The organism is Streptomyces sp. NBC_01478 (genome assembly GCF_036227225.1).
In the GTDB taxonomy this organism is placed as follows: domain Bacteria; phylum Actinomycetota; class Actinomycetes; order Streptomycetales; family Streptomycetaceae; genus Streptomyces.
This window is the reverse complement of the sequence record NZ_CP109444.1, coordinates 2,616,498-2,630,933: the sequence shown is the minus strand read 5'-3', so window position 1 is coordinate 2,630,933 and position 14,436 is coordinate 2,616,498. Positions and strand designations below refer to the sequence as shown.

At 71.6% G+C, this 14,436-nt stretch carries 9 protein-coding genes; 1 reads left to right on the top strand and 8 read right to left on the bottom strand.

From position 1 onward, the window contains the following. Positions 1-17 precede the first annotated feature (17 nt). The 6 genes from OG223_RS11785 to OG223_RS11760 all read right to left on the bottom strand — a co-directional run bounded on the left by OG223_RS11785 (position 18) and on the right by OG223_RS11760 (position 9,450). Positions 18-1,811 (bottom strand): SMI1/KNR4 family protein, encoded by a 1,794-nt coding sequence (locus tag OG223_RS11785; RefSeq protein ID WP_329246250.1) that lies wholly within the window; start codon positions 1,809-1,811, stop codon positions 18-20. Then, a complete protein-coding gene (locus OG223_RS11780; protein ID WP_329246248.1) occupies positions 1,808-2,467 on the bottom strand; it encodes a TMEM175 family protein in 660 nt (219 codons plus the stop codon). The genes OG223_RS11785 and OG223_RS11780 overlap by 4 nt, the downstream gene beginning before the upstream one ends. A 64-nt stretch (positions 2,468-2,531) precedes the next feature. Then, positions 2,532-3,272 carry a DUF6193 family natural product biosynthesis protein gene (locus tag OG223_RS11775; protein ID WP_329246245.1) on the bottom strand — a complete coding sequence of 247 codons (741 nt, stop codon included), beginning with the start codon at positions 3,270-3,272 and terminating at the stop codon, positions 2,532-2,534. Between the two features lie 166 nt (positions 3,273-3,438). Further along, entirely contained in the window at positions 3,439-5,493 is a 2,055-nt protein-coding gene (locus tag OG223_RS11770; protein ID WP_329246242.1) for an outer membrane protein assembly factor BamB family protein, read from the bottom strand. A gap of 207 nt (positions 5,494-5,700) precedes the next feature. After that, entirely contained in the window at positions 5,701-7,716 is a 2,016-nt protein-coding gene (locus tag OG223_RS11765) for a WD40 repeat domain-containing protein (protein WP_329246239.1), read from the bottom strand. Positions 7,717-7,770: 54 nt separating this feature from the next. Then, positions 7,771-9,450 (bottom strand): hypothetical protein, encoded by a 1,680-nt coding sequence (locus OG223_RS11760; RefSeq protein ID WP_329246237.1) that lies wholly within the window; start codon positions 9,448-9,450, stop codon positions 7,771-7,773. A gap of 632 nt (positions 9,451-10,082) precedes the next feature. On the opposite strand from OG223_RS11760, the gene OG223_RS11755 reads away from it, so the two are divergent. Beyond that, positions 10,083-11,180: a MerR family transcriptional regulator gene (locus OG223_RS11755; RefSeq protein WP_329265233.1), complete on the top strand. Its 1,098-nt coding sequence runs from the start codon at positions 10,083-10,085 to the stop codon at positions 11,178-11,180. Positions 11,181-11,283: 103 nt separating this feature from the next. Here the strand turns inward: OG223_RS11755 and OG223_RS11750 are convergent, their stop codons facing one another. Next, the gene (locus tag OG223_RS11750; RefSeq protein WP_329246234.1) at positions 11,284-13,707 is read right to left on the bottom strand and encodes an ABC transporter permease; all 2,424 of its coding nucleotides are present in this window, start codon (positions 13,705-13,707) and stop codon (positions 11,284-11,286) included. Continuing rightward, positions 13,704-14,396, bottom strand: coding sequence for an ABC transporter ATP-binding protein (locus tag OG223_RS11745; protein WP_329246232.1), 693 nt, complete (start codon positions 14,394-14,396; stop codon positions 13,704-13,706). Before OG223_RS11745 ends, OG223_RS11750 begins: the two co-directional genes overlap by 4 nt. Positions 14,397-14,436: the final 40 nt, after the last annotated feature.

Here is a 14,436-nt window from a genome sequence, read left to right as displayed (position 1 = left end):
TCCGGGCCGCGGGCACCTCACCAGTACGCGTGGTCGTCCCAGGCGGCGAAACCGGCGTGCTCGACGGGGTCGTCCTCCTCGTCGAGTTCGGCCAGCCCGGGGACGGCCGGCGTGCCGCGCTGCCAGGCGAGGAGGGTGTCGATCAGGCCGCCCTCCAGCGCGGGCCCCTGGTCGGTGTGGCGGGGCCACACGATGAGGGGCCAGGCGTCCGGGTCGGGGCCCAGGGTGAGCCAGCCGAGGTGGTCGGCGTCGTAGGAGTTGGCGAAGGGCAGGAAACCGCCGGGTTCCGGCCAGACGGCCAGCGGATATCCGTCCGGGTAGTTCTCCTTCAGCATCCGATAGGCGTCGAGGGTCTCCTCGACATGGGTGACGAAGCGCCGCTCGCCGGTGCGCAGCGGGGTCAGGAAACGCAGCCACGTGCCCCAGTCGCCGGCGCCGTACACCTCCATCAACTGCACGTATTCCTTGGGCAGTCGCGTCCCCAGTTCGGTGAAGAGCCGCTCCCAGGTGCCGTCGCCGAGATACGGGCGCTCAGGGGGCGGGGACAGCAGCCGCAGGGCGTCGAGGCCCGTGCCGGTCTCCAGGGCGATGCGGCGCTCGGCCTCGGCCAGCCGGGGTGCGGTGGGCGCGGGCGGGGTCCATGGCTCGGCCGTGGGCAGGTACGCGGTGCGGGCGACGGTGCCGGGGAGCGGACCGAGCAGCGGAGCCTCTCCGGCGGGACGGACGGTGCGCCGCAGATAGCCGGTGAGCGAGAGGCCGTAGCGGTGGAACGGCAACAGGCCGCTGCCGGGCGCCGGGTGGGAGTGCCGGACGACGACCGTCCAGCGGTTCGGATCCTCCGAGACCGAGGTGTCCCAGAACAGCACGTCACCGCCCCGGCTGGAGCCCCACGCCAGCAGCCCGCCGGGTGCCGGACGCGTGAACGGCCGTTCGTCCTCCGGCAGTTGCCGTGCCGCGATCCGGGCCGATCGATGCGTCTCCCGCAGCCAGTCGCCGTAGTCGAAGCGATCCCGCCGGACGCACGGCACATGGATCCAGAGGTACTCGCCGAAGTCCAACGGCCCATGGCCGTCGGCCAGTTGCTTGTAGTCGTCCGGAAGCCGCAGTCCGAGCCACGCCTCCACGGCCGTCCAGTCGACGGGGACCGGGACGGGCGGTCGCTCGGCGGAGGGGCTGGTGAAGGACGCGAGGTCCGGGTGGGCGTCGTGCCAGACCGGTGCGCGGGAGCCGGTGACCGTGGCGACGCAGGGGCGTTCGACGCCACCGCGCTGGGCGTGCCCTGACAGGGCCGGTGTGCCGGTGGTGAGTGCCTCGGCCGTGTCGGCGAGCAGCTCGGACACCGAGTTCCACAGGGGTACGCCCGACCCGGGTGCCTCGTGGTCCCAGAGGAACACGGCACCGTACGTCGGCTGCCCGGACCGGAGATCGACCAACAGGTGGTCGCCGCCCGCGTCTTCGGCGATCGGAAGGAACCTGGGAAGGTACTCCGCGGCGTTCGCGCGGGCGCCCGAGTGGGCCGCCTCGTCCCGGGCGACCAGCACGAGGATGTCCCTGATCTCGATCGCCTCGTCCAGCCCCAACGGGGCGAAGCCCAGAGGGATCCACGCCGTTGCGGCCATGTCGTCGAGCCGCCACCACGCGAGCACGTCCGCCGGCGGAGCCACCCCCGGCGCGCTCACGACCGCGCCGACCCGCTCCGCGTCCGCCGTCGCCCGCACGGGCCCCGCGGGGACGTGCGCCCGCAGCCACTCCGCCGTGCGGCCCCACGACTCCCGTACGGCCCGCTCCGTCCCGTCCACCGGCTCGATCATTCTCCGCGCCCGGCCGTCCACCGGCGCGGGAGGCGGCGGGGAAAGCGGCCGAGGACGTAGTGGGCGGGGACGAGCGTGACCCAGAACCACATGGCCGCCTGCGTGTTGACGAAGGCCAGCGGAATGGAGAGGCCGAAGACCAGGACGCTGGAGGCGAGTTGGGCGGTGAACCGGCGACGGGCCACGGCGGCGGGCGACGCGGGCGATGGATGCACCTGGCGTTGTGTGAGCAGCAGCAGGGTCGCGTGCACCGTGTGGACCAAGGCCATGGCACCGGCGTAGAGGGCGACGGCTTCGGGCTGGGAGGCGTATTCGGCCAACAGCGAGGTGGGGAAGGGCAGGAGGGCGACCAGGCCGAGTCCGAGCAGGATCAGACGCGTGACCAGGGTCGTCGCGGTGGGCAGTGCGGTGAGGATGCGGCGGTGGTCACGCCAGAACCCGGAGATCAGGGAGAAGCTCAGGGCGAAGGCGCCGAGACTGGGAAGCGCGTCGGTCAAGGCCTGGTGGAATCCGGCGGCGTCCAGATGGGCCGGGACCCCGACATCGATGACCAGCAGGGTCATCGCGATGGCGTATATACCGTCGGACAGAGCGATCAGCCGCGCCGCGCTCGGGTCGCTCTCGTGCGTGTGGGTTTCCGCCGCTGGCTCCGTCATGGCGACGACAGTAGGGCTTCGCGCTCCGGCCGCGACGCAGGGGCAGGGGGCTCGCCCCGTGACGTCATCCGCCGAGCGTGACCGGGCCGAGGCCGGGCGGTAGGTGGCGTACGGCCTCGGCCACGGCTTCCCGCGCTGTGGCGAACGGGCCCAGATCGTTGTCCAGGAGGCTCCAGCGCACCCCGTACGTGCCGTCGTCACGGGCGGACAGCATCGGTCCGACGACGGTCGGGCGCGGGCGGGTGGCGGTCGCGAAGCGCAGCGCCCAGTGACTTGTGAACGGGTAGAGGGCACGAAGCGCCGGTTCGGCGTACGCCGTCTCGATCAGGGCCTGGTGCGTCTCCCGCCAGGGGTACTCCAGTTCGTCTGCCTCGCGGCGCAAGTGCTGCCACTCGGACTGCGTCACGCGCACGGGGTCGCGGTCGGGCACCTCGAACCGGCCGGTCAGGTGGACGAAGGGGGCCGCCCGGCGGATCTCCTCCAGCGGTAGCCCGTCGTGCCAGGCCCGGGCGGCTTCGGCGAGTTCCGCCAGGTCGTCCGTCTCGCCGTCGACGAGGGCCAGGCTCTGGAAGGACTCGGTGCCACGGATCGACCATCGCCGTTTATGCACCCATGCGTTGACCCGCAACGATTCGCGGTGCGGCAGGCTGGTCCCGACAACCGCGTGCATCAGCGGAGCGGTGTCGGAGGAGCTGACGGGGACGGCGTCGAGGCGGCCGTCCGCCGCGGCCCGGAGCGCTGCGGCGAGGCTGCCACGGTCCGCGACATCGGGGTACAGGAGGGCGGGAGCGGGATGTGTGGGCACGGCTGCTGATTGTGCCGGAGCCGGGCGTGCTCCGGATGCCGATCGGGCGCACGCGCCGGGGTGCGGAGGTGGCCGCGAGATCGAGGTGCACCCGGTTCTTCGTCACCGTCTCGGGTGGCGTGGACAGCCCAGCCGAACGCCTCCGCCCGGAAGGGGCGCGCGGGCGTCAGGTGTGGATCGCGTACAGGAAGTCGTCCTTGCTGCCCACGTACACCGTCCCGTCCGCCACCACGGGCGACGAATAGACCTCCCCCTGGGTTTCCAGCCGCCAACGTTCCTCGCCCGTGGCCGCGTTCACCGCCCAGAGCGACATGTCCTCGCTGCCGATGTACACGGTGCCCTCCGCCACCGCAGGCGACGACTGGCGGGCGGCTCCGGTCTCCTGCCGCCAGCGTTCCTCGCCTGTGGCGGCGTCCACGGCCCACAGGTACCAGCCGTTGCTGCCCGTGTACACGGTCCCGTCGACGACCGCGGGCGTCGACCACATCGACCTGCCGAGGCGCCGCTCCCAGCGCTTCTCGCCGCTGCCGGCGTCCAGCGCGATCAGACCCTGGCCACCTCCGACGTAGACGGTGTCGCCGACCACCACGGGTGAGGTGTCCGGTGAGGCGTCGGTTCGCACCTCCCAGAGCCCGCTTCCGGTGGCGGCGTCCACCGCGTACAGGGAGTCGCGGGGGAAGGAGACGTAGACCCGGCCGTCGGCCACCGCGGGGGAGGCGAACTGTTCGTAGGAGCGTGGGCGGCGCGGTCTGAGTCGCCGCTTCCACCGTCTGCGGCCGGTGGAAGCGTCCACGGCCCAGAGGAATCCGTCACGGCCGGCTGTGTACACGGTGCCGTCGGCCACCGCCGGTCGAGCGTCCGGCACGTAGTCGGTCCAGCGCTTCCACCGCAGGCGGCCGGTGGCCGTGTCCACGGCCCACAGGTGCCGCCCGCTGCCGACGTACAGGGTGCCGTCGACGACCACCGGTGACGAGCTGAACGGCAGGGCGGACGTCGCTCTCCACTGTTCCCGGCCCGTGGCGGCGTCCAGCGCCAACAGGCCGCCGTCGTGGGTGGCTTGGTAGACGACGCCGTCGGCGACAGCCGGCGTGAAATACCCCGCACCCGGTGCCCGCACCCGCCAGCGCACGGTGCCGCCCGTCGGAGCAGGGACCGCTGGAGCGGAGCCTCGATGGATGCTCGTCCGTATCGGGCGGGTGGATGGGGCGCGGTGGTCCTCGGCGGATGCCTCGCCCGGTCGATGAGCCCGCACGGCGTAGAGATGCTCGTCGAGGCTCTCGACGTACACCGTGCCACCGCTCACCAGAGGTGTGGAGTGCACCGGCCCGGTGGTCCTGACCTTCCACCGCGCCTCGCCGGTGGCCGTGTCCACCGCCCACAGGCGACCGTCGTGGCTGCCCGCGTACACCGTGCCGGCGGCGACCGCGGGCGTCGCGTGGATCTCGCCGCGGGTCTTCAACCTCCATGATTCCCGGCCGGTTTCGGTGTTCACCGCGATCAGGTACCAGCCGCGGACACCGGCGACCGCGATGCCCTCGGCCACCGCGGGGCTCGCCCACACCGCGCCTCCGGTCGACAGCCGCCAGCGTTCCCCACCCGTCGCCGCGTCCAGCGCGAGCAGGCCCTTGCCATTGCCCACATACGCGATGCCGTCGGTCACCGTCGGCGTCTTCTGAACGCCCCCGTGGGGAAAGACGTCCCATCGCCGGTCTCCGGTGGCCGTGTCCAGGGCCAGCAGATGCCCGTCCACGGCCGCGTACAGGACGCCGTCGGCGACCGTCGGCGCTGGATTGTGGGGGATGCGGTAGTCCGCGACCTTGGTGTTCCACACCGGCCGGCCGGTGAGCCCGTCAACGGCCCACATCCTGCCGTTGTGCGAAGCGGCGTACACGATGTGGTCCGCCACCGCCGGCGTCGACATCTTCGACCGGCGCGATCTCCACTTCCACCGCACGTCGCCGGTCGCGGCGTCCACCGCCGTCAGACTGCCCGCCGTGTCCACGAAGTACACAACGCCGGTGCCGGCCACCGCAGATGAGGCGATCCCGGAGCCGTCGCGCAGTGTCCAGCGTCGCTGTCCGGTGTCCGCGTCGACCGCCACCAGACCGAGGACGCCGTCAAGGACATAGACGGCGCCGTCGGCCATCGCGGGCGTCTTGTAGAGCACGCCCCCGCCGGGCACCTTCCACAGCGTCCTGTCGTCGACGTCGACACCAGCCATCGCTTCCCGCCTCCCCGCACCACAGCGTTCGCCTGATGCCCTGCGGGCGAGCGCACCGCGGAAGCCGCCAAGGCAACGAACCCTGACATGTCGCGTTTGACGAGTGCAACCATGAATTCCCCCAGTCCCAGGGCCTGTTGGCCGCGCGCGGCCGCACCGCACTCCTGTCCCGGCCGTGGCCGAGAACCCGTGGCCGACCGCCCGCGTTCACCGACTGGTGAGCGGGACTCCGAGCACTCCGCGGTCGTGTCCGACGATCAGGTCCGGACCCGCGGCGGCCAGCGAGGTGAGCGCCACCTCCAGGGCGATGTGCCGCACTGTCCCGGTCTCCGGTTCCCATACCCGCACGCTGCGCCTCAGTCTGCTGCCGGTGACCAGGACGGAGCGGCCGCCGTCCGGCCTGGTGACGGCCATGACCGGAAGGCCGGCGGTGCCCGCCGAGGAGGGCAGACCGTCGCCGACCGGGTCACCGGTCGCGAGGTCCCACAGCATGACCACACCGCGGTCGTCTCCGGTGGCCAGCAAGGTACGGTCCCGCATGGGCACCGCCGCCACCGCCGCCACCCGGTGGTCGGCATCGTGGAGGGCGCGTTTGCTCAACTGCACGGCCGCGCCTGACTCCCATGGGTCCTCGACGGCCGGATCCCACACGTGCAGGCGGCCCCCGGTGTCCGCGGCCGCGATCAGCGTGTGGTTGGCGGAGATCGGGACGGCGACGATCGACCGGATCGGACTGCCGTAGGGGTTGAGGCTCCCGACGGACTCGCCGGTGGCCGGATCCCACAACCGGACCGCACCTCGGGGGGCCACGGTGACGAGCAGGGTCCGGCCGTCGGGGACGGTCGCGGCGCACATCCCGATCACCTCGCCGGGCCGATTGCCGGCCGGTTCGCGGACCGGGCTGCCGCTGGCCGGATCCCACAGGGTGATCGTCCCTGTCTCGCCCCCGGTCGCCAGAAGGACGCGGCCGTCGGGCAGGGGCAGTGCCGTCATCGAGCGGATACGGTCCGGACGTCCTGGCAGCGGGTCATGGGTGAGTCGGCCGTCGGCCGGATCCCAGAGGCAGACCGCGCCCTGGTCTCCCACGCCGGCGACGAGCGGCGACTGACCGGGGCGTGCCACCACCGCCAGCGAGTCGACACCCCCGACGGAAAGCGGCGCGGGACCGGAGAACACCGCCAAGTGGCCCCACGCTGTGCCGTCGGACGTGAGCAGGGCGTTCCCGTCCTGCCGGAGCCGGGTGGGCACTTCGGCTGTTGGGCCGGCCGCCGCCGGTGTCACCGAGGAAGCCGAGTCATCGGCGGTCGGCGACTCGTCCCTCAGGGGGTTCCGGGGGTGGGCGCCGTCCGGGTTCTCCGCCAGGCCGTCGGCGATCGTCCAGGTCCGTTCGCAGTCCCAGCAGCGGAAGTGCCCGGTGAGCAGCATCAGTTCGCGGGCCGTCTTCCTCCCGGCCGACTGCGGGGTGCCCTTGGCCGCGACCATGCCGGCGACCAGGCAGAGGACGGCCGGCCCCGGTGTCTCGGGGGGTATTCCGGCCACCGCGACTCCGCGTGCCACCCGCACGAAGGGCTCCCACTCTTCCCCCAGGGTCTCCTCGCGCATGGCCGTGGCGACCTCGCCCCACGGGTGCGGCCCCGGACGGGCACGGACAGGATCAGGCAGCACCGGAGCATCGAGAGACGGACGCACCGGGTCCACGAAGAACTCCGGGATCTCGGTATCGCTCCCGCACCCGGGACACAACAACTGCAGGTATCCCTCCTGGGGTTGGAGGGACCACAGTGCCGTGCCGATGTGGTGACCGGCGAGGGCGACACAGGACAGCGCGAGGGAGACACAGGCCTCGGCCGGAGCGTCGGCGGCGAGGAGGCTCCGTACGGCCGCCTGCTCGGCCAGACGGAGGGCGGCGCTGAACCCCGCGTCGAGATCGGCCGGGACGGGTGCTCTGTCCTCCGCGGTCACGATGCATCCCAGGTCCACCCAGAAATCCACGGACTGCCCCGGCGGCAGGGCCGCTGCCGCCTCGACGAGATACGGCAGGGCCGCATAGGCCCCGTCGAAGACGGTCCCGTCGTCCAACAGGCCTCCGGCGAGGGAGGTCCAGGTCTGCGTCCAGTTGCCGCCGGTGGAGGCCATCTGCTCCAGGAGCACCTCCACCTCCTCGGCCGTCACGCCGTCGAGGTCACGCCAACGCGGGCTGTGCAAGGGCAGTTTCGAAATCATGGAGCAATACTCGCAATCAGCGGTGACAGCAGGGGGTGAAGGTCCGGCAGGACGTCACACCCCGTCGCGGATCATCATCTGCTCGACGACAACTGCCGCTGAGCGAGGCACGATCGGCTCCAGGACCGACAGGACAGCGGCCCAGCCGTCGAGAACGACGGCTTGTGCGGCAAGCCTGCGAGCGTGCGAGGGCCCGGACATCTCCCCGGGTCCGGACACCTCCACGGACCCGGACAACTCAACGACCCCGGCCACCTCCACGAGTGCCGCCAACGCGCGGGCACTTGTCGCCCGGTAGGCGATCGAGTGGGCGAGCGCCTCGGCCCGCTCCAAGTCGCCGTGCCGAGCCCACTCCTGGACGACCGCCACCAGCGCCTCGCCTCGCGCCCAACCGTCGGTGATCACGGGGGCCAGTGCCTCGGCCCGGCCCGGATCACCGCGCCGGGCCAGCTCCCGGACCACTTCGATCAGGGCCCTGGCCCGCGCCCGGTCGTCAGGGATCGCGTGGGCGAGGGCCTCGGCCGCTTCCGTGTCGCCGTAGCGGGCCACCGCACCGACGATCTCCGCATGCCACCCCGCGCGCTGTTCGGGATCGAGGCACTCGGTGAGGGCCATGGCGCGCTCGACCTGTCCTCGCCGGGCCAGCAGGAGTGTCACGGACCTCAGCAGCGTGTCGTGATCACGGCCGTCGCCGGTCCCGAGCAGTGCCTCGGCCCGGTCGGCCAGGGCGAGGGCCACCTCCTGGCCGGCGGTCTCGGCGATGGCGTCCAGCACGCGGGCCAGGCCCCGGGCACCGAGAAACGACCGGGGCGGGAGCGGGCGTACGTCGTTCTCGTCAAGGCGCCCATCCGGGTCCACGTCCGGGTCCACGTCCGGGTCCACGTCCTGGTCGGCGGTCTCGACGAGCGCCCACCCGCACACGCCGCCCCCGGCGCCGACGGGAGGCCTGGGCGGAGGACGCAGCAGGGCGTCGACCCGGTCGAGGTCTCCCCTCAGGGCCTCCCGGGCCAGGACGGCCGCCAGGGGCCGGGACGACGGTGTCCCGCCGTGGGACCGGGTGAAGTCCTCCACCCGGTCGGCGAGTTCGGCGGCCCGGACGTGATCGCCGGTGGCGGCGGCCAGTTCCATGAGCAGGACGAGTACCCCGCCCGTCCCGTCGAGGACGCAAGCACGCACCTCGTCGTCAGCGCGGGCGGCGAACCGGAGCGCCTCATCGGTATCGCCGTCGTCCGCCACCGCTTTCGCCAGTACGGCCCAGGCCCGCGCCCAGTTGTGCGGGTAGCGAATCGTTTCCGCCATCGCTACGGCCCGGTCGCGTTCACCCGCGACGGCCCACGCCGGCACGAGTGCGACCAGCGCGTCGTCCCGCAGTTGCCGCAGGGGGATCGACTCGGCCAGTGCCTGGGCACCGCACAGGTCTCCCGCATCGGCCGCCGCCTTCACCAGCCCCAACAGCTCCTCGCCCAGCGTGAGTTCGTCACTGTTCGTGCGGGCCAGCTCGGCCGCGCGGACGAGGTGGCCGGTGCGGGCGAGCGCCTTCGGGAGCCACCCCCTGGTGAGATCCCTGCCAGGGTCCCGGTCCGCCGACAACCGCAGAAGGGCCAGCAGACACGGCTCGAACCCCCCTCGCAGGATGTCCTTCCCCGCGTGGTTCTCCGGTGCCGGTCCACGACGCAGCTCCCGTTCCCGCGTGATGAAAAGCTCCGGCCCCCACTGGGCCAACCCCTCCGGCATGCCTACAGCACCCCCTCGCTGGAGCCGACAGCAGTGAGAACAGCGCGACCAAACGGACGCCTACGGTACGCCGCCCGTCGGAGTGGCCGGCGGCAGGTCTCAACTGGCCCCGGCCCAAGGGGCGGTGATCGCTCAAGGGGCCCCGCGCGGCCTTCGCCGCGATCCGGCCCCTTTTCCTCCAGTCGCCCGACGTGGGGCCGTGCCCGTGCTGCGCGCCGCGACCGACCCGGACGTCCAGGGAGGCGAGGAGCTGACCGGCATCGCGTTCCAGGTGCAGGGCCGGCCGTCACGGACCACTTGTGTCCTTGGCTTCGATAAGGATGATCACGCGTCTATCCGCGTTGATACCAAACGCATCAGGCTGTGTCAGTTTCAGAGGGAGTCATTTCGAAGCGACTTCGGGAGTCATTCTGGGGCGGGCATCGTGATCAATGTCAGTGACTTTTGATGTCACTCGGCCGCTGGGGCCACTCCGTCGGGTTCCAGGCTTCTCTGAACCAGACCATCGCTCTGGCTTGCGGGAGTCGCCTCGGACCGCTGCTTCGCGTTTGGCTCTTGCTGCCGTGAGTGAGGCTCTTGACCCTCACGTGGCGTCAGGCTGCATAGTCGGTGCCGTGGAGGATCACTGGACCGTGGGACGCGTGGCCGAGCTGGCCGGCGTGAGCGTTCGCACGCTGCATCACTATGACGAGATCAGGCTCGTTCAGCCGTCGGCGCGGACCGCAGCCGGATACCGGGCTTATTCGGCGGGCGACGTGGAGCGGCTGCGGGAGGTGCTGGCCTATCGGCGGTTGGGCTTCGGGCTGCGGGAGGTTGCGGAACTGGTCGGGGACCCGTCCACCGACGCGGTCGCGCAGCTGCGCCGACTGCGCGGCCTGCTGCTGGAGCGGCGTGATCGCGCTGACGCCATGGTGGCGGCCATCGACAGGGAACTTGAGGCACGGGCGAAGGGACTGATGGTGACGCCGGAGGAGCAGCTGGAGATGCTCGGTGCACGGCTGTACGACGCGATCGGCGGCGCTTACACCGCAACACGGCGTACCGAGCCGCGGATCGCCGCGCGGATCTGGGACGCGCTCGGGGACGCGCAGACGGTGCTGAACGTCGGGGCCGGCACCGGCTCCTATGAGCCTGCTGATCGCGACGTGACCGCGGTGGAGCCATCGGCGGTCATGCGGGGGCAGCGGCCTGCCGGCTCGGCGCTGTGCGTGGCCGCTGCCGCGGAGAGCCTGCCGTTCGAGGACCAGTCCTTCGACGTCGCGATGGCTGTCTCCACCGTTCACCACTGGGGGGACCCGATAACAGGGCTGCGCGAGATGCGGCGCGTGGCCCGCCGCGTGGTGGTGCTCACGTTCGACACCGACGAGCCCGGATGGCAGGACCGGTTCTGGCTTACCCGTGACTACCTGCCCGAGTTCGCCGCCGTCCTCGCGGAATTTCCCTCGCTTGCCGGGATGGCCGGCGCGATCGGCGCCCGCGCTGAGCCGGTGCCCATCCCGTGGGACTGCGCTGACGGCCTGTTCGAGGCGTACTGGCGCCGACCGGGGACGTATCTGGAGGATCATGTGCGCCGTGCGATGTCGGTGTGGACGAGGGTCGGGCCAAAGGCCGAGCAGCGCGCGGTGCGAAGCCTCAGCGACGACCTCGACTCCGGCCGGTGGGCCGAGCGCAACAGCGACCTCGCCGGCCTTGACGCGGCAGATCTCGGCCTCCGCCTGCTCATAGCCTGACCCGCGTCGCAGGTTCAGCGTGACGGCGGCTCCTGCCCGGCCCGCTGGTGCTTGCCCCAGCGGGTCTGGCGGATCTGCTCAGCGGCTCGCGCTCCGCCGGACGCTACTCGGTGCGCAGCGCCGTGCCCGTACGGGCCTTGGCCGCCCAGCCGGCCGGAACAAGCGCGCCCAACATCGCGATTACGACCCCGCCCATCCCCAGCAGGACCAGCTGAGCAGGGCCGTACACACCGAGGACCGACGACGGCATACGGGTGCCTACGGCACGCCCCATCACCGGCATGACAACGTGGTGCAGCGCGTAACCCGCCGGTACGCCGATCAGCCCGCCGACCACGCCGATCGCGGTCACCGAGGCGAGCACCAGGCTGATGGTCTGCCGCGGCGACATGCCGATCGCCTTGCAAATGCCCAGGTCGTGGATGCGTTGTCGGGTGTCCAGGACGACGGAGTTGAGCACGCCGAGGCCCGCTACGGCGACCAGCATGAGGGTGAGCAGCACCGCCATCGCGTCCATGACGAGGATGACGCCCTTCTGCTCCGAGGGCGGGATGGTCGTGGCGTCGCCGCCCAGAGGCTGTACCACCGCCGCGAGCTTCGCCGCGAACTCGTCGGCCGAGACGCCGGACTTCACGTCGGCGAGAAAGGTACTGGGCTCGGCCGAGGGGAAGTTGGCCATGTCCGCGTGGATCTCCAGCTCATTGCCCGAGGTGTCGAAGGACTCACCGACGATCCGCAGGTCGGCGGTCTCCTTCTCGTAGGTCACCCGCACCGAGTCACCGACCTTGGTGCTGGTCCGTTCCAGGAAGCGTGAAGGCACCACAACCTGCCCCTTGCCGGTGATCCAGTGCCCGGAGAGCATGTCGTAACTGCCGGAGCGGGAATCCCCTTCGTAGAGGCTGGCCTGGACCGAGCCGGAGACCCCGGCCACGGCGACCTCGGTCTGGAGCTTGCCGTAGTACGACTTCAGCCCCGCCTCGGACTTGAGGGCGGCCCGCACCTTCGCCGGATCGGCGACCTTGGGCCTGGACGTGCCGGCCGTGCTGCTGCTGACGGGAGACGGGCTTGCCGCGTCGTCCACCGCAGGAGGCTCCGGCTGCGCAGGAGGAGCGATGTCGTCCAGCCTGACCGTCGTGACCGTGACCGCGGCACGGCTCTCGGGGTCCTGCGAGGCGCCAACCGCACTCAGGGACGAGGTCAGTCCCACCGCGAAGGTCGCCGCGACCGTGCCGAACGCGACCGCGAGCAGCATCGCGAGGGCACGCACCGGATGTGTGAAGGGGGTGGCGAGGCCGTAGGTCACCGGCCGAGGGAGGGGCAGCCGTCCCATCACCCGGTGCGCCCACTGCCCGCGCCCCGTGCGCGGTGCCCGGCCGACCGCGATGGCCTCGACCGTGTGCAGGCGTCCGGCGCGCAGTGCCGGGACCAGCGCCGCGAGTCCCACGACGAGCAGTGCGGCGGCCGGCACCGCGACATCCACCCACCAAGCCGCCGAGAGCGAGACGGTGCCGTACATCTCCTGGGTGTCCGCCAGCAGCGGCACCGCCAGGAGGTTGCCCAGCACAACGCCCACGGCGATGCCGGCACCGGCCGGAATCAGGGCCTGGGCCACGTAGGCGCGGACGACCTCGCGCGGAGTGAAGCCGATGGCCTTGAGGATGCCGATCCTGCGCAGGCCGGCGCCGACCGCACCGCTGATCACACTGCTGACGATGATCACCGACATCACGATGCCGAGCACACCGAAAGCCATCACGAACGGGACGGTCGCCGCCGCACCCTGATCAGCGGCGCGCTTGGTGTCCAGCCAGGACTGGGTACCCAGCAGCGCCCTGGACTTCACGGAGGCGGCGAGCTTTGCCCGGTCGGCGAGGATCTGCCTCTTCGTGCTCGCGGAGTCGAAGCGGTAGAGCATCTGACTCGTGACGGTGTGGCCCTGCGAAGCCAGCGCGTCGACCTGCGCCGAGGTCGCCCAGGCGTCGGCGGACCTGCCGGCCGACACGGCGAAGCCGACGACCGTAAGTGTCGGGGCGTTGACGGCGTCCGACGCCTTGAAGGTGGAGCCGATCTCGACGGAGGGGCCCTCGAACGACGCGCCGAGCACGATCTCGCCCGGCTTCTGCGCCCACCGACCGGACTTCGGTTCCACGCGGTCCACGTCACCGTCCGGACCGGACCGCCCGACCAGGGTCAGCGTCGGCATGGGGAAGCCCAACTGGTCCACCGGGCGGAACGCCGTGGACGGGTACGGCCCAGCGCTCGCCGTGACCCCGGCCAGCTTCCCGGTCTCCGCCAGCTGCGCCGCACTCGCCTTGGCCGGATCGAACTGTGCGGTGATGTGCGCGCCCTGCTGCTTGTTGAAGGCGTGGTCGAAGGGGGCGGTTGCGGCGACCATGAGCGACCCGGCAACCACGGCCGAGGCCACGGCCATCATCGTGGCCACGGCGATCACCACTGTCTGCACCCGCCGCTGGCTCACCCCGGAGCGTACGACCCGGCCCAGCGCGCCGGTACCGAACAGGCTCATCGGACGGCCTGCGCGGACGAGTCGAGGGCGACCTGACCGTCGACCAGGTGAATCGTGCGGCTCGCGCACGCCTCCGCCAGCGTCAGGTCATGCGTCACCAGCACGATGGTCTGTCCCCCGCGGTGCAGATCCATCAGCAGGTTGCGGACGTCGTGGCCCGAGGCGGTGTCGAGCGCGCCGGTGGGCTCGTCAGCGAGCAGCAGCGCGGGCCGGTTGACCAACGCCCTTGCGACACCGACCCGTTGGCGTTCACCTCCGGACAGCCGGCCCGGGTAGGCGCGGGCATGCTTCTGGATCCCCAGCATCTCCATGAGCTCACCCGCACGGGCCGCGGCCTCGCGCCGGCTGGTCCCGATCAACTGGGCCGGGAGCTGGATGTTGTCGGTGACAGTGAGGTCGTCGAGAAGATTGAAGAACTGGAAGGCCATGCCGATGTGTTCGCGACGGAACCTGGCGAGGGCGGGCTCGCTCAACTGGTCGATCCGTCGCCCGGCCACGAACACGGCTCCATCGGTCGGCTTGTCCAGGCCGGCGACGAGGTTCAGCAGCGTGGACTTGCCGCTCCCGGAAGGGCCCGTCACGGCAAGGGCCTCACCCTTGTCGACGCTGAACGTGAGCGGTCCGAGCACCGGCGCGCCGGCGCTGTCGTAGCGCTTCGCCGTACCCTCCAGCTCGATCACTTGATGCATACGAGTTGTCCGTCCTTCACGGTCGCGAGGCACATGCCGT

Bases quoted from the DNA above. Each gene is read 5' to 3' on its own strand.
- OG223_RS11745 (WP_329246232.1), bottom strand. From the start codon at position 14,396: ATGCATCAAGTGATCGAGCTGGAGGGTACGGCGAAGCGCTACGACAGC.
- OG223_RS11765 (WP_329246239.1), bottom strand. From the start codon at position 7,716: ATGATTTCGAAACTGCCCTTGCACAGCCCGCGTTGGCGTGACCTCGAC.
- OG223_RS11785 (WP_329246250.1), bottom strand. From the start codon at position 1,811: ATGATCGAGCCGGTGGACGGGACGGAGCGGGCCGTACGGGAGTCGTGG.
- OG223_RS11770 (WP_329246242.1), bottom strand. From the start codon at position 5,493: ATGGCTGGTGTCGACGTCGACGACAGGACGCTGTGGAAGGTGCCCGGC.
- OG223_RS11750 (WP_329246234.1), bottom strand. From the start codon at position 13,707: ATGAGCCTGTTCGGTACCGGCGCGCTGGGCCGGGTCGTACGCTCCGGG.
- OG223_RS11780 (WP_329246248.1), bottom strand. From the start codon at position 2,467: ATGACGGAGCCAGCGGCGGAAACCCACACGCACGAGAGCGACCCGAGC.
- OG223_RS11760 (WP_329246237.1), bottom strand. From the start codon at position 9,450: ATGCCGGAGGGGTTGGCCCAGTGGGGGCCGGAGCTTTTCATCACGCGG.